The sequence below is a fragment of the Roseateles oligotrophus genome (genome assembly GCF_014204525.1).
GTDB lineage: Bacteria > Pseudomonadota > Gammaproteobacteria > Burkholderiales > Burkholderiaceae_C > Paucibacter_A > Paucibacter_A oligotrophus_A.
Genome location: NZ_JACHLP010000005.1, coordinates 94326 through 111927 on the forward strand (window position 1 = coordinate 94326; position 17602 = coordinate 111927).

The window sequence follows — 17602 nt, forward strand, 5'->3', positions numbered from 1 at the left end:
CGTCAGGGCGGCGATGTGCTCGGAGCCCAGGGTGCGGATCTGGTTGCTGCCCAGGGTGCGCAGGTCGTCGCTTTCCAGCGTGGCGACCTGGGCCGTGCTCAGCGCGGCGATCTGGGCCGTGCCCAGGGTCTTGAACTGGTCGGTGCCCAGGGCATTGAGGTCGTCGCTGGCGAGGCTGCGGACCTGGCTCGTGGTGAGCGCGGCGACTTGCGTTGTCGTCAGGGCGGCGAACTGGTCGGAGCCCATGGCGCCCAGCTGGTTGCTGGAGAGGCCGGCGATCTGGGCCGTGCCCAGGGCGCGCAGATCATCGGTTTGCAAGGCCACCATCTGGTCGGTCGTCAGGCCTTTGAGCTGGGCGCTGGCCAGGGCGGCGAACTGCTCGCTCTTCAAGGCCTGGATATTGTCGGTGCTGAGGGCGGCCACTTGGTCGCTGCCCAGGGCGCGGATCTGTTGGCTGGCGAGGGCGCGCACATCGTCGCTTTCCAGCGTGGCCACCTGGGCGCTGCCGAGGGCAGCGATCTGGGCCGTGGACAGGGCCTTGAACTGGTCGGTGCCCAGGGCATTGAGGTCGTCGCTGGCGAGGCTGCGCAGCTGGGCCGTGCTGAGGGTGGACACTTGGCTCGTCGTCAGGGCGGCGAACTGTGCCGAGCCCAGGGCGCCGAGCTGGTTGCTGGAGAGGCTATTGAGCTGGGCGCTGCCGAGGGCGCGCAAATCGTCGGTATCCAGGGCCACCATCTGGTCGGTGCTCAGGCCTTTGAGCTGGGCCGTCGAGAGGGCACCGGCCTGCTCCGTGCGCAGGGCCTGGATATTGTCGGTGGAGAGGGCGGCGATCTGGTCCGAACCCAGGGCGCGCAACTGGGCCGTGCTGAGGGTGCGCAGGTCGTCGCTTTCCAGCGTGGCGAGCTGGGCCGTGCCGAGGGCAGCGATCTGGGCCGTGGAGAGGGCCTTGAACTGGGCCGTGCCCAGGGCGTTGAGATCCTCGCTGGCGAGGCTGCGCAGCTGGGCGGTCGTCAGCGCGGCGGCCTGCTCGGTGCGCAGGGCGGCGAATTGGTCGGAACCCATGGCGCCCAGCTGGTTGCTGGAGAGGCCGGCGACCTGGGCTGTGCCCAGGGCGCGCAGATCATCGGTCTGCAAGGCCACCATCTGGTCGGTGCTCAGGCCCTTGATCTGGGCGGTCGTGAGGGCGCCGACCTGCTCGGAGCGCAGGGCCTGGACGTTGTCGGTGCTGAGGGCGGCGATGTGGTCCGAGTTCAGCGAGCGGATCTGCAGGGTGCCCAGGGCCCGCAAGTCATCGCTTTCCAAGGTGGCAGCCTGGGCGCTCGCGAGCGCGCCGATCTGGGCCGAGTTCAAGGCCTTGAACTGGTCGGTGCCCAGGGCGTTGAGATCCTCGCTGCTGAGGCTGCGGATCTGGGCCGTGGTGAGCGCGGCGACCTGGGTGGTCGTCAGGGCGGCGAACTGGTCGGAGCCCAGCGCGCCCAGCTGATTGCTGGAGAGGCCGGCGATCTGGGCCGTGCCCAGGGCGCGCAGATCATCGGTCTGCAAGGCCACCATCTGGTCGGTCGTCAGGCCCTTGGGTTGGGCGGTGGTCAGGGCGCCCAGCTGTTCGCTGCGCAAGGCCTGGACGTTGTCGGTGCTGAGGGCGGCGATGTGCTCGGAGCCCAGTGCGCGTATCTGGGCCGTGCCCAGGGTGCGCAGATCGTCGCTTTCCAGTGTCGAAACCTGGATGGTGCTGAGCGCGCCAACCTGGGCCGTGGAGAGGGCCTTGAACTGGTCGGTTCCCAGGGCGTTGAGGTCCTCGCTGCTGAGGCTGCGAATCTGGCTGGTGCTGAGGGCGGCGACCTGGCTGGTCGTCAGGCCGGCGAATTGGTCGGAGCCCATCGCGCCGAGCTGGTTGCTGGAGAGGCTCTGGATCTGTGCGCTGCCCAGGGCGCGCACATCCTCGGTCTGCATGGCTGCCATCTGGTCGGTGGTCAAACCCCTGATCTGCGCGGTGCCGAGGGTGGCCACCTGCTCGCTGCGCAGGGCCTGGATATTGTCGGTGGAGAGCGCGGCAATCTGCTCGGAGCCCAGGGCACGCACCTGGCTGCTGGAGAGGCTGCGCAGGTCGTCGCTTTCCAAGGTGTTGACCTGGGTGCTCGTCAGGGCGGCGATCTGGGCCGTCGTGAGGGCCTTGAACTGGTCGGTGCCCAGGGCGTTGAGGTCATCGCTGGCGAGGCCGCGCACCTGGGCGGTGGTCAGGGCCGCGATCTGCTGGGTGCGCAGGCTGCCGATCTGGTCGGAGCTGAGGGCGCCGAGCTGGTCGGTGTCGAGCGCGCGCAGGGCGGTCGTGCTGAGCGCGCGCAAATCATTGGTCTCGAAGAATGAGAGTTGCTGGCTGGACAGTGAGTGAATGGCAAACGTGCCCAGGCTGGCGACCTGCGAGGTGCTCAGGGCGGCAATCTGGTCCGAGTTGAATGCGGCCCAGTCCTCGGTGGTCAGCCCCGCCAGGGTGGCGGTGGACAGCAAGGCGATTTGTTGGCTGGGCAGATTGGTGATGAGAGATGCCATGTTTGACTCACTGTTGGATTGCTCGGTCACTCAGGCCCAAGCCGTGGTGATGTTGGGCTTGCCTGGGCAATACGCGATGTAAGAGCGATCCCTGAGGAGCAGCTATTGCGACCGCGCGATGGGCAAGTTGCATGGAAAACGTAGTTGTCGGTTCTGTCGGGATTTCGGCCCACCAGCCCGTAACTTGAGATTGCATTGGCACAATTCCCGTGGCAGTCAGGCTGCGGGGCACAGTGCCGAAGGCAAGTTGTGGGGATGCTAGGGCGGGCCCTGTTCGGCAATCCCGGCAAAAACTTGAGTTAGTGAGGCCTATTCATCGCTTGAGCCATTGCGGCAAGCCCTCTAATCCCTTCACGAGCCCAATCGGCAGCAGCGCCCGCACGCATGAAAATCACCACTCTCATCCCGGCCTACAAAACCAAGTACATCGTCGAGTTGCTGGTTTCCTTGCAGCGCCAGACGCGGCCCAGCAACCGCATCGTGTTCTCGGACGACAGCCCTGACGGCGCCTACACCGCCTTGCTCGACAGCGAGGCCTTGCGCGCGGTGCGCCAGCAACTGCCCATCGAGGTTTATGCCGGCCCGCGCAAAGGGGCGTATGAGAACTTCAAACATCTGGCGCGACTGTGGGGCGGGGGCTCCGAGCTGGTCCACCTGTTGCTGGACGACGACGTGATGTTCCCGGACTTCTACGAGCGCCATCTGCAAGCCCATGCCTCGGGCCGCTTCTCCTGCAGCATCAGCGGGCGCTGGACGGCCAATGAACAAGGCCAGCCCATCGGCGTGCAACCCCTGCCGGCAGGTGTGGCGGCCTCGCGCGAGCGCATGCTCTCGCTCAGCGATGAGGTGCTGTTCATGAGCACCGTGCCTCTGTGTACCAACTGGCTGGGCGAGTTTTCCAATTGCGTGATGCGGGCCGAAACCCTGCCGCTTCTGTTTGAGCCCCGCTTCGCCGATGTGTCTTATGCGGGGCTGTGGGATCTGGGTTATTTCCTGGCCGCCAGCACGCAGGCGCCGGTGGCCTATATCCAAGACCGCCTGGGTTATTTCCGTACCGGTGGCGACAATAATTCGTCTCAGTTGTTCGGCAAATTCATGAAGGCGGCGCACCTGGGTTATGTGGCCCTGGCCGTGGGCGGCGAGCGTATCGGCAAACTTAACAAGGAACAGGCGCGCCAATGCTATGCCGGCATCGCACCCGCGTTGCTGCAGCGTTATGCCAGTCAGGCCGATATGCAGCCCTTTTGTGTCATCCTGGCGCGCATGGCCGAGGGCGACGCGCAGGCGGTGCAGGCGTTCGAGCAGGCCTGGGCCCACTACCTTCGCGAGCAGGGCTTCTGAGATGAAACTGCCCCTCGCCCAATCTCGCCCCGCTGGACGCGGGCGAGCCTGGTCGGTCCCCCGAGGGGACGGCGATGCTTGGCGGATCGACCGCCAAGCACATCGCCAGCGCGGGCCGGCTCGGGAGCGGCCCAGCGCTCGGCCCGCAATACTCAGTTTCATGCGTCGCGGGTGCCGTGAACACAGAATGGACAACTGAAATGCAAAGACGTTATGAACGTTTGCTGGGCCTGATCTCACGCAGCAATCCGCTCGATCTGGACGCCTGGACCCGCATGCTGCTGGTGCAGTATTTCTTCCATGTCTCGGAGCGCCAGCGCCTGGAAATCGTCGAAGTGGCGGGTGCGCGGCGTCTGCTCAATCTGTTGACGCCCACGCATTTCAAGGGTCAGGGCCGCATCCGGGTGGCGGCCACCGCCGTGTTCGGCGTGCCGCGTTCGCCGGGCAGCTATGGGGCCAGCTATGTGGAGGCGCGCACGCCCGACTCCCTGATCGAGGTCGGCCCCGGCACGGTGTTCAACAACCGCTGTGTGCTGATCTCCGAAGGCGCCAGCATCCGCTTCGGCGCCGACTGCCTGATTGGCCCCGAGCTGCATGTGATGGACAGCAACTCGCATGACCTTGTGCTTGAGCGGCGCCGCCAGCCCGACCCGCGGCCGGCCGCGGTCGAGATCGGCAACCAGGTCTTTATCGGCTCGCGCGTCACCCTGCTCAAGGGCGTCAAGCTCGGTGCGGGCTGTGTGGTGGGGGCGGGCGCCGTGCTGCGCCCCGGTTTTGAGGCCCCGCCCAACTCGGTGGTGATGGGTAACCCCGCTGTTGTTCTTGGACAAACCCCCAATTCCTAAGCCAAGCCTGCCATGAGCATCCACCAAATCCCTATCGTCACCGTTTCCTACAACGCGCCTGAGTTGCTGCAAGGCCTGCTCGGCTCGCTGCGGCGCTTCTATCCCAACACCGTTCATGTGGTGGACGGTTCGGACGAGCAGCATCTGCCGCGCATCCGCGAGGTCGTGGCCCAGTTCGAGCGGGTGGAGCTGCATGCCATGGGCTACAACATCCACCATGGCCCGGGCATGGCCTGGGCCATCGACCATCTGGGTCTGCAGGGCCGGGTCTTGTTCATGGACACCGACGTTGCTGTGCTGCAGGCCGGCTTCATCGAGTCGCTGGACGAGGCCTTGCGCCCCGGCGACTATGGCGCCGGCGGCGTGGCCCATGTGAACCGCGAGGGTTTTGACATCGCCTACGGCTACGGTGCCGTGCCCTATCTGCACCCGCCCTGCATGCTGTGCAATATCGAGGTCATGCAGCAATGGCCGCGTCCCGTCAAGCATGGTGCGCCCATGGTGGCGCCCATGCTGGCCTTGCACGATGCGGGCCAATCAGGCTTGCTGCGCAAGGTGGATTGGGCCATGAACGATGTGCTGATGGGTACGCGCAAGGTCTATATCGACCACTTCGGCAAGGGCACCAGCAGCGCCACCGGCGGCTACCACCTCGAAGAGTGGATGGCCGAGGTGCAGGCCCGCCAGGCGCAAAAGCCTCAGTCCGCGCCGGCCCAGGGCTTTAACCCCGACCTGCTGGCCTTGATCCCCGCCCAGGCCAAGACCTTGATCGAGGTGGGCTGCAGCACCGGCTCCCTGGCCCATGCCTTCAAGACGACCCGGCCCGCGGCCCACTATCTGGGGCTGGAACTGGACCCTTTGGCCGCCGAGATGGCGGCCCGCCATTGCGACGGCATGGTCAGCCTGGACATCGAGGGCGCCGATGAATCGCTCTACCGCGACTACGCCGACCGCGACTGCTGGATCTTTGGTGATGTGCTGGAGCATCTGCGCGACCCCTGGCGCGTGCTCAGCCGCATCCGCAAGATTGCACCTGCCCATGCCTGTATCGTGGCCAGCGTGCCCAATGTGCAGCACTGGAGCATACAGGCGCGCCTGGCCGTGGGCGAGTTCCGTTATGAAGGCACGGGATTGCTGGATCGCACCCACCTGCGCTGGTTCACCCGTGTGACCTTGTTCGAGCTGTTCCAGGCCGCCGGCTGGCGCATTGAGGCCGGTGTGCCGCGCATCTTCAACGAGCCCGGCCGCGACAAGGTGCTGCCCGCCATCCGTGCCATGGCCATGGCCCAGGGCCGCGACCCCGATGGCGCCGAGCGCGATGCCTTGCCGCTGCAGTATGTGGTGAGGGCGGTGCCGGCTTGATCATTTGCCAGGGCTTGCCGCCGCCAAGCCATTCTCGAAATGCGCCCGCATCAAACGCTCAACCTCATCGGATTGGCGCGCGCTAATGGCTTGCATCAAAGTTCGGTGCTCGCCGAGTGATTCCTGCAAACGCCCTAGCTTGAACAGCGAGTGATGGCGATTGAGTTTCATCACCCGGCGCAGATCGGTGACGATTTGCTGGCGCCAGCGATTGCCTTCGATCTCCAGCAGGCGCAGATGAAAACGTTCGTTGGCGGCAAAAAAAGCGGCGTGCTCGTCGGTTTGCGCTTCCAGATCACGGTGCAAAGCCTGCAATTCCTGTAGCTGCGCCTCGCTGGCCAAGTGGCAGACCCGGGCGGCGGCGTCGCTTTCCAGCAGGGCCAGCAGTTGATAGGCTTCGCGCACATCTTGCTCGGACATCTCGGTCACATAGGCACCGCGCCTGACCTTCATCGTTACCAGGCCTTCGGCGGCCAGCACCTTGAGGGCCTCGCGCAAGGGCGTGCGGCTGATGCCCAGTTCCTGGCAGATCTTTAGCTCGTCGATCCAGCTGCCCGGCTCCAGTTCGCGATTGAAGATCTGCATGCGCAGGCGTTCCGCGACTTCTTGGTAAAGCGCGCGGGGGGCGAGGCTGGCTTTGGCGGCGGGGCTGCTCATCGGGGTGTCGGGCGGAACGGCTTGTCCGGGGTGTGTCAGAGTGACGTCATTATTGAATTTATAATTATGAATGATAGCTCGGCGGTATTTGCCGGGCGACCGGAGCCTTTCATGTCTGATTCCAATATCCCCGCATCTCCAGCGTCCCCGGCCAAGGCTGTGGCCGAGTTCCCCTCGGTGAGTCTTGAGCAATGGCAAAAGGCGGCCGCCAAGTCGGCGCCGGGCGGGGATGTATCGGCCCTGGATTGGCACACGCCCGAAGGCCTGATCGTCAAGCCGCTTTACACCGCGGCCGATACCGCGCATCTGCCCCATGCCGACACCTTGCCCGGTTTTGCGCCCTATCTGCGCGGCCCGCAAGCCACCATGTATGCGGTGCGGCCCTGGACGATTCGCCAGTACGCGGGCTTCTCGACCGCTGAGGACAGCAATGCCTTCTACCGCAAGGCCTTGGCCGCGGGCGGGCAGGGCGTGTCGGTGGCTTTCGATCTGGCCACCCACCGCGGTTATGACAGCGACCACCCGCGCGTCACCGGCGATGTGGGCAAGGCCGGCGTGGCGATCGACTCGGTGGAGGATATGAAGATCCTTTTCAACGAGATTCCGCTGGACAAGGTGTCGGTGTCCATGACGATGAATGGCGCCGTGCTGCCGGTCTTGGCCGGCTATGTGGTGGCGGCGGAGGAGCAGGGCGTCTCGCAAGACAAATTGAGCGGCACCATCCAGAACGACATCCTCAAGGAGTTCATGGTCCGCAACACCTATATCTACCCGCCCGAGCCGTCGATGAAGATCATCGGCGACATCATCGAGTACACGGCGCAGCACATGCCCAAGTTCAACTCGATCTCGATCTCGGGCTATCACATGCAAGAGGCCGGCGCCAACCAGGCGCTGGAGCTGGCCTTCACCCTGGCCGATGGCAAGGAGTATGTGAAGACCGCCATCGCCAAGGGCATGGATGTGGATGAGTTCGCCGGGCGCCTGAGCTTTTTCTGGGCCGTGGGCATGAACTTCTATCTGGAGATCGCCAAGATGCGGGCCGCCCGCCTGCTCTGGTGCCGCATCATGAAGGGCTTCGACGCCAAGAATCCCAAGAGCCTGATGCTGCGCACGCACAGCCAGACCTCGGGCTGGTCGCTGACCGAGCAGGATCCCTATAACAATGTGGTTAGAACCACCATCGAGGCCATGGCCGCCGTCTTCGGCGGCACGCAATCGCTGCACACCAATTCGCTGGACGAGGCGATTGCCCTGCCCACCGAGTTCTCATCCCGCATCGCCCGCAACACCCAGCTCATCATCCAGGAAGAGACCCACATCACGAATGTGATCGACCCCTGGGCCGGCAGCTACATGATGGAGTCGCTCACGCAAGACATGGCCGACAAGGCCTGGGCCATCATCGAGGAGGTGGAGGCCATGGGCGGCATGGTCAAGGCGGTCGATTCCGGCTGGGCCAAGCTCAAGATCGAGGCCAGCGCGGCCGAGAAGCAGGCCCGCATCGACTCGGGCAAGGACGTGATCGTCGGCGTCAACAAATACAAGCTGGCCAAGGAAGACCCGATCGAGATTCTGGACGTGGATAACGTCAAGGTGCGTGAGGGCCAGATCGCCCGCCTGAAGCAGATCCGCGCCACGCGTGACGGTGCAGCGGTGCAGGCGGCCCTGGCGGCCTTGACCGAGGCGGGCAAGTCCGGCCAGGGCAATCTGCTCGATCTGGCCATTCAGGCCACCCGCTTGCGCGCAACCGTGGGCGAGATCAGCGATGCGCTGGAAGTGGCTTTTGGCCGCCACCGCGCCGATACGCAAAAGGTCAGCGGCGTCTATGCCGCCGCCTACGATTCCGCCGAAGGCTGGGCCAAGCTGCAGCAAGAGATCCGCGATTTCGCCGCGGCCCAGGGGCGCCGCCCGCGCGTGATGGTGGCCAAGCTGGGCCAGGACGGCCATGACCGCGGCGCCAAGGTGGTGGCCACGGCCTATGCCGATCTGGGCTTTGATGTGGACATCGGCCCGCTGTTCCAGACCCCCGAGGAATGCGCCCGCCAGGCGATCGAGAACGATGTGCATGCGGTCGGCATCTCCACGCTGGCGGCCGGCCACAAGACCCTGGTGCCGGCCATCATCGCGGCGCTGAAGGCCCAGGGGGCGGAGGACATCATTGTCTTCGTCGGCGGTGTGATCCCGGCCCAGGACTATGAGTTTCTGTACGAGTCCGGCGTCAAAGGCATTTACGGCCCCGGCACCCCCATCCCGGCCAGCGCCAAGGATGTGCTGGAGCAGATCCGCCAGGCTTTGGAAATGGCCTGAAAATTCCGCCAAGTGTTACAGTATTTTTGTAATACAACCCACGGAGCGAAAAATGGCTGTTTCTGTTCGCATGGATCCCTTGCTTGAAAAAGAGCTAGAGCAAGCCGCCAAGCGGCAGGGCGTGACCAAGTCGCAATTCATCATCGACGCGGTCGAACGCGCCCTGGGCCGCAAGGACGCCCACCGGCTCTACCTGGCAGTGCAGGAAAAATATGCCGATTACCCGGTGCCTACCGAGCCGCTTGGCGACTCGGCCCTGAAGGCCAGGCTGCGTGCCAAACACGAGCAAAGCACGGCCGATTGGCTGGCCGCCCAGCCCTTGGCGCCCGCCCGCCCGCCAACTGCCAAGGCCAAGCCCGGCAAAAGCATGAAAAAGGCCGGCCGCTGATGCGCATTGCCCTGCTTGATGCCGGTCCGCTGATCGCCTTGTTCGATCCTCGCGAGCCCGCCCACGACCACTATTACGGGATGGTGTTTGACCCCGAGTTGGACTTGCGGCTCTACACCACCTGGCCCTGCGTGGTGGAGGCCAGCCATCTGCTGGCGGGGCGCCATCGCCTGGCCATGCTGGACTGGGTGGCCCAGGGCGCGGTGCAGGTCTACCCCTTTGATCAAGCGCATCTGCAAGACATGCTGCCCTGGATGCAACGCTATAGCGAATTGCACAAGCGTGAGATGAACCTGGCCGATGCCTCGCTGTACTGGCTGGCGCAGGAAAGCGGCGTGACGGCCGTGCTGACGCTGGATGTCGCCGATTTCACGCGTTACCGCCTGCCCGACGGGCGAGCGTTCGAGATTCTTTGAGACCCGAACCCATGTGGAAACTTGAGGCCGTCATCGCGCAGGATTTTGAGCCCATGCTGGCCCTGCGCATCGCCGCCGTGCAGGAGAGCCTGGAGCGCATCGGCCGCTTCGACCCCGAGAGGGCGCGGCTGCGTTTCCAGGAGGGTTTCGAGCCCGCTTTCATGCAGCACATCGTCACCGAGCAGGACGGCAGAGTCGGCTTTTTCACCCTCAAGCCGCGTAGCGAGGGCCAGGTCTTGCGCCTGGTCCATCTCTATCTGCAGCCCGGCTCGCAGAGCCAGGGTGCCGGCAGTTGGGTGATGGATCGCATCAAGCAGCAAGCCCGCGCGAGCGGCTGCGACATCACCCTGGCTGCGCTCAAGCTCAGCCGGGCTAACGATTTTTATCAGCGCCATGGATTCAGGCTGGTGGAGCAGCGGGAGTTTGATAACGAATACCGTTGGAGCCCCGCCATGGAGCAGCGAGCATGAATTTGTTCCTGGCGCTCCAATCGGCGGATGCCGCGCTCAAGCGCCGCGCCATGGCCAAGGCCATCACCTTGCTGGAATCGACCCGGCCCGACCACCGCCTGGCGGCCGACGATTTGCTGACCGAGCTCCTGCCGCTGAGCGGCCGCTCCTTGCGCCTGGGCATCTCCGGTGTGCCGGGTGTGGGCAAGAGCACCTTTATCGAGGCTCTGGGCCTCTACCTGATCGCGCGCGGCCACCGCGTGGCGGTGCTGGCGGTGGACCCGTCCAGCAGCGTCTCGGGCGGCTCCATCCTGGGTGACAAGACCCGTATGGAGCAACTCTCCATGGACGAGCGCGCCTATATCCGCCCCAGCCCCAGCAGCGGCACCCTGGGTGGCGTGGCCGAGAAAACGCGCGAGGCCATGCTGGTCTGCGAGGCGGCGGGCCATGACATCGTCATCGTCGAAACCGTCGGTGTGGGCCAGAGCGAGACCGCCGTGGCCGGCATGACGGATATGTATGTGCTCTTGCAACTGCCCAATGCGGGCGACGATTTGCAGGCCATCAAAAAAGGCGTGATGGAGCTGGCCGATCTGGTCGCCATCAACAAGGCCGATCTGGATGTGAACGCTGCGACCCGGGCGCAGGCCCAGATCACGTCCAGCCTGCGGCTGCTGGGCTTTCATGGCCATGAGGAGGCACAGGCCCAGTGGCATCCCCGCGTGCTGCAACTCAGCGCGCTGAAGGCCCAAGGCCTGGACGGTTTCTGGGCGGCGGTCAGCGAGTTCCGCGACTTGGGCCGGGCCAATGGCCGCTTTGCCGAGAAGCGCCGCCAGCAGGCCACGGCCTGGATGTGGGATCGCATACAGGCCGGGCTGAAACAGGAATTTGCCGCCGATGCGGCGGTACGGCAGGCCCTGGGCCCTACGATGGACCAGGTGCTGCAAGGCCAGCTCGCCGCCTCCACCGCGGCGCGCCGACTGCTCTCACTTTTTGCTCAAAGAAACTCTGGAGACAAGCATGCATGACATCCAACAACAGCTGGAAGAAAAGCGCGCCAAGGCGCGCCTGGGCGGCGGCGAGAAACGCATCGCCGCCCAGCATGCCAAGGGCAAGCTGACGGCCCGCGAGCGCCTGGAGCTGCTGTTCGACGAGGGCACGTTTGAAGAGTGGGATATGTTTGTCGAGCACCGCTGCGTGGACTTCGGCATGGCCGACAACAAGATCCCTGGCGACGGCGTGGTGACCGGCTACGGCATGATCAACGGCCGCCTGGCCTTCAGCTTCAGCCAGGACTTCACCGTCTTCGGCGGGGCGCTCAGCGAGTCGCACGCCGAGAAGATCTGCAAGGTGATGGACCAGGCCATGAAGGTCGGCGCTCCGGTCATAGGCTTGAACGATTCGGGCGGTGCGCGCATCCAGGAGGGTGTCGCTTCGCTGGGCGGTTATGCCGACGTGTTCCAGCGCAATGTGATGGCCTCGGGCGTGATCCCGCAGATCAGCATGATCATGGGCCCCTGCGCCGGCGGCGCGGTCTACTCACCGGCCATGACGGACTTCATCTTCATGGTCAAGGACAGCAGCTATATGTTCGTCACCGGTCCCGAGGTGGTGAAGACCGTCACCCACGAGGAGGTGACGGCCGAGGAGCTGGGCGGCGCTGCCACCCACACGGCCAAGAGCGGTGTGGCCGATCTGGCCTTTGACAACGATGTCGAAGCCATCCTGATGCTGCGCCGCTTCTTCAACTACCTGCCGCTGAACAACCGCGAGAAAGCCCCTTGCCGCCCCGGCTTCAACGGTGGCGACCCGGCCGGCCGACTGGACTATTCGCTGGACACCCTGGTGCCCGACAACGCCAACAAGCCCTACGACATGAAGGAGCTGTTGTTGAAGGTGGTGGACGACGGCGACTTCTTCGAGCTGCAGCCCGAGTACGCCAGGAACATCATCACCGGCTTTGCCCGCATGGAGGGCCAGACGGTGGGCATCGTCGCCAACCAGCCCCTGGTGCTGGCGGGCTGCCTGGACATCAAGAGCTCCATCAAGGCCGCGCGCTTTGTGCGCTTCTGCGATGCCTTCAACATCCCCGTTATCACCTTCGTCGACGTGCCCGGCTTCATGCCCGGCACCAGCCAGGAATACGGCGGCATCATCAAGCATGGCGCCAAGCTGCTCTACGCCTATGCCGAGTGCACCGTGCCCAAGGTCACCGTCATCACCCGCAAGGCCTATGGCGGCGCCTACGACGTGATGAGCTCCAAGCATCTGCGCGGCGACGTCAACTTCGCCTGGCCTAACGCCGAAATCGCCGTGATGGGGGCCAAGGGAGCGGTGGAAATCATCTTCCGCGAGGACAAGGGCGACCCGGCCAAGCTGGCCGCCAAGGAGGCCGAGTACAAAGCCCGCTTCGCCAACCCCTTTGTGGCCGGCGCTCGCGGCTTTATCGACGATGTGATCCAGCCGCACGAGACCCGCAAGCGCATCTGCCGCAGCCTGGCCATGCTGAAGGACAAAAAGCTGGAAAACCCCTGGCGCAAACACGGCAACGTGCCGCTGTGAGGCCTGTTTCCATGCACCCCAAGTCTTGGATCAAGCCCGCGCTTGTGTTGGGTCTGAGCGCCCTGGGCGCGCTGACCCATGTGCAGGCCCGGGCGCAGCCACCGCAATTCAGCCCGGCAGCGCCCAGTCCCTCGCGGGCCAAGCCCTGTGTGGCCATCCATGCCTTGCCGCTGGAGCAGTCCCTGCTGATCGCGCCCGCCGTGCTGGGTGATGCCGCGGCGCGCCAGGCCCTGGACCAGGCGGCGCAGCAGCATGGGGTGGACGGCGGCGATCTCGAATCGGCCTTGGCCGAGGCCAGGCTGCAGATCGGCGAGGCTAGCGACCCCGCCAAGAGCGAATGGACCGAGGCCAAAAGCCAGGCCGTGGCCGCCAAGGGCTTTGCGGCTTGCGCCCAGCGCATCTACGGCGAGGCCGCGCTGCCCCGGCTGGCGGCCTGCGAGTTCGATCTGGCGACCCTGCCTGTCGTCTTGCTCTACCGCGTAGACGGCCAAACTCGCAACGAAGCCTTGGCCGATCTGCGCCGCAATGACGGCTTGGGCGACGGCAGCGAACAAGCCCGCCGTGCGCCCTTGATGCTGGCTTTTGCCTACCAGGGCCCGGCACCCAAGACGGGCGAGAGCCGAGCCTGGATAGACAGGCGGGTGGCCGACTGGACCGAGCAATGCCTGGCCGGGCGACTGGTGTGGCCCAAGTGAATTCAAAAATTGAAATCTTGAAGCTGGAGACAAGTCATGTTTGACAAGATTCTGATCGCGAACCGGGGTGCTCGCGCCGCAGGCGCGGTCGCGCAAGCGACAAATTGCATGACGACCGGCGCAGCCGGGTGTGCAGGTGAATTCCCCGCGGAGGCTCAAAATGTTTAACAAGATACTCATCGCCAACCGCGGGGAAATCGCCTGCCGGGTGATCAAGACAGTGCAGAAGATGGGCATCAAGACGGTGGCCGTCTACTCCGAGGCCGACCGCGATGCCCGCCATGTGGAGCTGGCCGACGAGGCCGTGCTGCTGGGCGCAGCACCGTCGCGCGAGTCCTATCTGGTGGCCGACAAAATCATTGCCGCCGCCAAGAGCACGGGCGCCCAGGCCATCCACCCCGGCTACGGCTTCCTGAGCGAGAACGAGGAGTTCGCCCGCCGGGTCGAGGCCGAGGGTCTGGTCTTCATCGGCCCCAAGGCGCACTCCATCGCGGCCATGGGCGACAAGATCGCTTCCAAGAAGCTGGCGAGCGCGGCCCAGGTCAACACCATTCCCGGTCATAACGAGCCGATTCTGTCGCCCGAGGAGGCGGTCAAGATCGCGCAGGGCATAGGCTATCCGGTGATGATCAAGGCCAGCGCCGGCGGTGGCGGCAAGGGCTTGCGCGTGGCCTTCAATGACAAGGAATGTTTCGAGGGTTTCAGCAGCTGCCGTAACGAGGCTCGCAACAGCTTTGGCGACGACCGCGTCTTCATGGAGAAGTTTGTCGAGGAGCCGCGCCATATCGAGATCCAGGTGCTGGGCGACTCGCAAGGCAATGTGCTCTATCTGTGGGAGCGCGAATGCTCCATCCAGCGTCGCCACCAGAAGGTAATCGAAGAAGCGCCTTCGCCCTTCATCAGCGAGGCCACCCGCCAGGCCATGGGCGAACAGGCCGTGGCCCTGGCCAAAGCCGTCAAATACCAGAGCGCCGGCACGGTGGAGTTTGTGGTCGGCAAGGACCAGAGCTTTTACTTTCTGGAGATGAACACCCGCCTGCAGGTGGAACACCCGGTGACGGAATGCATCACCGGCCTGGACCTGGTGGAGCAGATGATTCGCGTGGCCGCCGGCGAGCCCCTGGCCTTCCAGCAGCAAGACCTCCGGCGCGAGGGCTGGGCCATCGAGTGCCGCATCAATGCCGAGGATCCCTTCCGCAACTTCCTGCCCTCCACCGGCCGCCTGGTGCGCTACCAGCCGCCCGCGGCCGTGCTGGAGCAGGGGCGCGAGACCCTGCAGGGCGAGGCTTACGCTCACGGCCAATTCGGCGGCGTGCGGGTGGACACCGGCGTCTACGAGGGCGGCGAGATCCCGATGTTCTACGACTCCATGATCGCCAAGCTGATCGTGCATGGACGCGACCGTGCCGAGGCGATTGCCCGCATGCGCGAGGCCCTGAACGGCTTTGTGATCCGCGGCATCTCCAGCAACATCCCCTTCCAATCGGCCCTGCTGGCGCACGCGGACTTTGTGTCCGGCAACTTCAATACCGGCTTTATCAATCAGCATTACGCCGAGGGTTTCCGCGCCGAGGATGTGCCGCACGAGGATCCGCTCTTCCTGGTGGCGCTGTCGGTGTTTGTGCGCCGCAAGACGCGTGAGCGCGCCGCCGGCATCAGCGGCCAGATGGCGGGCCACGAGGTGCAGCTGGACAGCGATTACGTCGCCCTGGTGCAGCAGGGCAAGGGTCAGGTCTTGCGCCATGCCGTCCATGTGTCGGAATATGCCGGCCAGAGCGGTCAGGCCACCATCCGCATCGGGGCGCGGGAGTACCGCATCGAATGCACCTCGCGCCTGGCCGACATCCGCCTGAGCGGCACGGTCAATGGCAAGCCCTTCTTCGCCCAGGCCGAGCGCGGCACGGCCAAGAATCCGCTGGCCTATCGCATCAACCACAACGGCTTGGGGCTGGAGGTCACGGTGCTCTCGCCCCGTGCCGCCGAACTGCAGGCCTTGATGCCTTACAAGGCGCCACCGGACACCAGCAAATTCCTGCTCTCGCCCATGCCCGGCCTGCTGGTGCAGATCGCGGCCCAGCCCGGCCAGACCGTGCAGGCCGGCGAGCGCCTGGCGGTGATCGAGGCGATGAAGATGGAGAACATCCTGCTCGCCGAACGCGACGTCAAGATCGCCGAGGTGCTGGCCAAGACGGGCGAAAGCCTGTCGGTGGATCAGCCCATCCTGCGATTTGAATAAGCGCATCGCGATTGTCGGTGCGGGCGTGGCGGGCTGCGCGGCGGCCCTGAGCCTGAGTCGATTGGGCTTGGACGTCGACCTGTTCGAGGCGGTGGCCGAGCCCCAGCCCATAGGCGCGGGCCTGCTTTTGCAGCCGACGGGGCAGCAGGTCTTGCAAGGCCTGGGCCTGCTGGAGCCGCTGCTGGGCCTGGGCGCGCAAGTCGACCGTTTGTTTGGCGACACCCCCAGCGGCCGCACTGTGCTGGACATGAGTTACCGCCGCTTCTCGCCCCAGGCCTATGGCCTTGGGCTGCAGCGGGGGGCTTTGATGGGCGTCTTGTGGCAGGCGGTGCGCGCCAGCGGCGTGGCTTGGCATTGCGGCGTGGCGCCCAGCCGGTTCGAGCAGCAGGCCGACGAGGTGCGCTTGTTTGCGGACGGCCAGCCGCTGGGCAGCTATGCCGCCTTGCTGCTGGCCAATGGCAGCTTCTCCAGGCTGCGGGAGCAGCTGCAGCTCAAGCAGAGCGCCCGCGTCTTCCCCTACGGCGCCTTGTGGACGGTGCTGCCCAGGCCGGCGCAATTTCCAGAGCTGGATCTGCGCCAGCGCTTTCGCGGCGCCCGGCAGATGCTGGGTCTGATGCCCGTCGGCCGAAATTTTGGCGACGCGCCGGAGGCAGCGCCCGGCATCAATCTGTTCTGGAGCCTGCCCCTGGCCGAGGTGCAGGCTTGGCATGCGGCTGCCGGCGCGCAAGGTCTGGAGCGACTCAAGCGGGAGATGGTGGATCTGCTGCCGCTGTGCGAGCCCCTCTTGGCCGGCTTGCAGGACCCGGCCCAGCTGCGCCAGGCGCGCTACGCGGATGTGCAGATGGCCCGCTGGCATCAGGGCCGGGTGCTGGCCATCGGCGACTGCGGCCATGGCATGAGCCCGCAACTGGGGCAGGGCGCCAATCTGGCCTTGATCGATGCCCATGTGCTGGCAAGGCTTTGTGCCAGCCAAGGGCAGGGCCGGCTCGACTGGCCTGCGCTGTTGGCCCGCTACAGCCATGAGCGCCGCGCCCATCTGCGTTTTTATTCCCAGGCCAGCCGCGGGCTGACGCCCATGTTCCAGTCCGATCAGCGCCTGGCGCCATGGCTGCGCGACCGGTTTTTTGGCTGGGGCGGGCGCCTGCCTTTTGTCCATCAGCAATCCGTCGCCACGCTCAGCGGGGTGAAGACGGGCTGGTTGTGGGGGCGCTTGAAGCTATGAGTCGCAGCCTTGTTTTCTAATCCTTGGAGCAAACCATGAGCCCAAAACCCTATCGCATCCTCGGCATCCAGCAAATCGCCATCGGCGGTCCAGACAAGACGGCCCTGCGCAAGCTCTGGGTCGATGTGCTGGGCCTGACCGTCACCGGCAACTTCGTCTCGGAGCGTGAGAACGTGGATGAGGACATCTGCACAGTAGGCCGCGGCCCGCACAAGGTCGAGGTCGACCTGATGCAGCCACTGGACCCGGAGAAGAAGCCGGCCGTGCACAGCACGCCGCTCAACCATGTGGGCCTGTGGGTGGACGATTTGCCGGCGGCGGTGGACTGGATGACGGCCCATGGCGTGCGCTTCGCGCCCGGCGGCATTCGCAAGGGGGCGGCGGGCTATGACATCTGCTTCATCCACCCCAAGAGCAGCGCCGAGTTCCCGATTGCCGGGGAGGGCGTGCTGATCGAGCTGGTGCAGGCACCGACCGAGGTGATCGCGGCCCTGGGCTGAGGATTCGTGAAAAGCGAATGCTTTATTTGTAAATCTCGCAGTTCCAATTAATCGGCGAAGGGTTATCCTTCG

The 17602-nt window shown here is 65.1% G+C and carries 14 protein-coding genes and 1 pseudogene; 13 read left to right on the plus strand and 2 right to left on the minus strand.

The features are described from left to right. Positions 1–2547, minus strand: a pseudogene (locus tag HNP55_RS24685) (hypothetical protein); the annotation flags it as partial. 384 nt (positions 2548–2931) lie between these two features. Here HNP55_RS24685 and HNP55_RS12945 point away from each other — a divergent pair. The 3 genes from HNP55_RS12945 to HNP55_RS12955 all read left to right on the plus strand — a co-directional run bounded on the left by HNP55_RS12945 (position 2932) and on the right by HNP55_RS12955 (position 6095). After that, on the plus strand, positions 2932–3888 hold the full coding sequence (locus tag HNP55_RS12945; protein ID WP_184299939.1) for a glycosyltransferase family 2 protein: 957 nt from the start codon (positions 2932–2934) through the stop codon (positions 3886–3888). Between the two features lie 200 nt (positions 3889–4088). Beyond that, the gene (locus tag HNP55_RS12950) at positions 4089–4733 is read left to right on the plus strand and encodes an acyltransferase (RefSeq protein ID WP_184299941.1); all 645 of its coding nucleotides are present in this window, start codon (positions 4089–4091) and stop codon (positions 4731–4733) included. Positions 4734–4745: 12 nt separating this feature from the next. Continuing rightward, complete coding sequence (locus HNP55_RS12955; RefSeq protein ID WP_184299944.1) at positions 4746–6095, plus strand: methyltransferase domain-containing protein; 1350 nt, start codon at positions 4746–4748, stop codon at positions 6093–6095. On the opposite strand, the gene HNP55_RS12960 is transcribed toward HNP55_RS12955, so the two are convergent. Further along, complete coding sequence (locus HNP55_RS12960) at positions 6096–6752, minus strand: GntR family transcriptional regulator (RefSeq protein WP_184299946.1); 657 nt, start codon at positions 6750–6752, stop codon at positions 6096–6098. Between the two features lie 111 nt (positions 6753–6863). Here HNP55_RS12960 and scpA point away from each other — a divergent pair, with 111 nt between their 5' ends. From scpA to HNP55_RS13010, 10 genes are all read left to right on the plus strand, one after another. Further along, positions 6864–9062, plus strand: a complete 2199-nt coding sequence (gene scpA, locus HNP55_RS12965; protein ID WP_184299948.1) for a methylmalonyl-CoA mutase — start codon at positions 6864–6866, stop codon at positions 9060–9062. 52 nt (positions 9063–9114) lie between these two features. Continuing rightward, complete coding sequence (locus HNP55_RS12970; protein WP_184299950.1) at positions 9115–9450, plus strand: CopG family transcriptional regulator; 336 nt, start codon at positions 9115–9117, stop codon at positions 9448–9450. After that, positions 9450–9866, plus strand: coding sequence for a type II toxin-antitoxin system VapC family toxin (locus tag HNP55_RS12975; protein ID WP_184299952.1), 417 nt, complete (start codon positions 9450–9452; stop codon positions 9864–9866). The genes HNP55_RS12970 and HNP55_RS12975 overlap by 1 nt, the downstream gene beginning before the upstream one ends. An 11-nt stretch (positions 9867–9877) precedes the next feature. After that, the gene (locus tag HNP55_RS12980; RefSeq protein WP_246448393.1) at positions 9878–10336 is read left to right on the plus strand and encodes a GNAT family N-acetyltransferase; all 459 of its coding nucleotides are present in this window, start codon (positions 9878–9880) and stop codon (positions 10334–10336) included. Continuing rightward, the gene (gene meaB / locus HNP55_RS12985) at positions 10333–11343 is read left to right on the plus strand and encodes a methylmalonyl Co-A mutase-associated GTPase MeaB (protein WP_184299954.1); all 1011 of its coding nucleotides are present in this window, start codon (positions 10333–10335) and stop codon (positions 11341–11343) included. The genes HNP55_RS12980 and meaB overlap by 4 nt, the downstream gene beginning before the upstream one ends. Continuing rightward, on the plus strand, positions 11336–12877 hold the full coding sequence (locus tag HNP55_RS12990; RefSeq protein ID WP_184299956.1) for an acyl-CoA carboxylase subunit beta: 1542 nt from the start codon (positions 11336–11338) through the stop codon (positions 12875–12877). The genes meaB and HNP55_RS12990 overlap by 8 nt, the downstream gene beginning before the upstream one ends. An 11-nt stretch (positions 12878–12888) precedes the next feature. Continuing rightward, positions 12889–13572, plus strand: coding sequence for a hypothetical protein (locus HNP55_RS12995; protein ID WP_184299958.1), 684 nt, complete (start codon positions 12889–12891; stop codon positions 13570–13572). 160 nt (positions 13573–13732) lie between these two features. Further along, positions 13733–15808, plus strand: coding sequence for an acetyl/propionyl/methylcrotonyl-CoA carboxylase subunit alpha (locus HNP55_RS13000; RefSeq protein WP_184299960.1), 2076 nt, complete (start codon positions 13733–13735; stop codon positions 15806–15808). Then, positions 15801–17030 carry an FAD-dependent oxidoreductase gene (locus HNP55_RS13005; protein ID WP_184299962.1) on the plus strand — a complete coding sequence of 410 codons (1230 nt, stop codon included), beginning with the start codon at positions 15801–15803 and terminating at the stop codon, positions 17028–17030. The genes HNP55_RS13000 and HNP55_RS13005 overlap by 8 nt, the downstream gene beginning before the upstream one ends. Positions 17031–17065: 35 nt before the next feature. Further along, positions 17066–17530: a VOC family protein gene (locus tag HNP55_RS13010; RefSeq protein WP_184299964.1), complete on the plus strand. Its 465-nt coding sequence runs from the start codon at positions 17066–17068 to the stop codon at positions 17528–17530. The last annotated feature ends 72 nt before the right edge of the window (positions 17531–17602 follow it).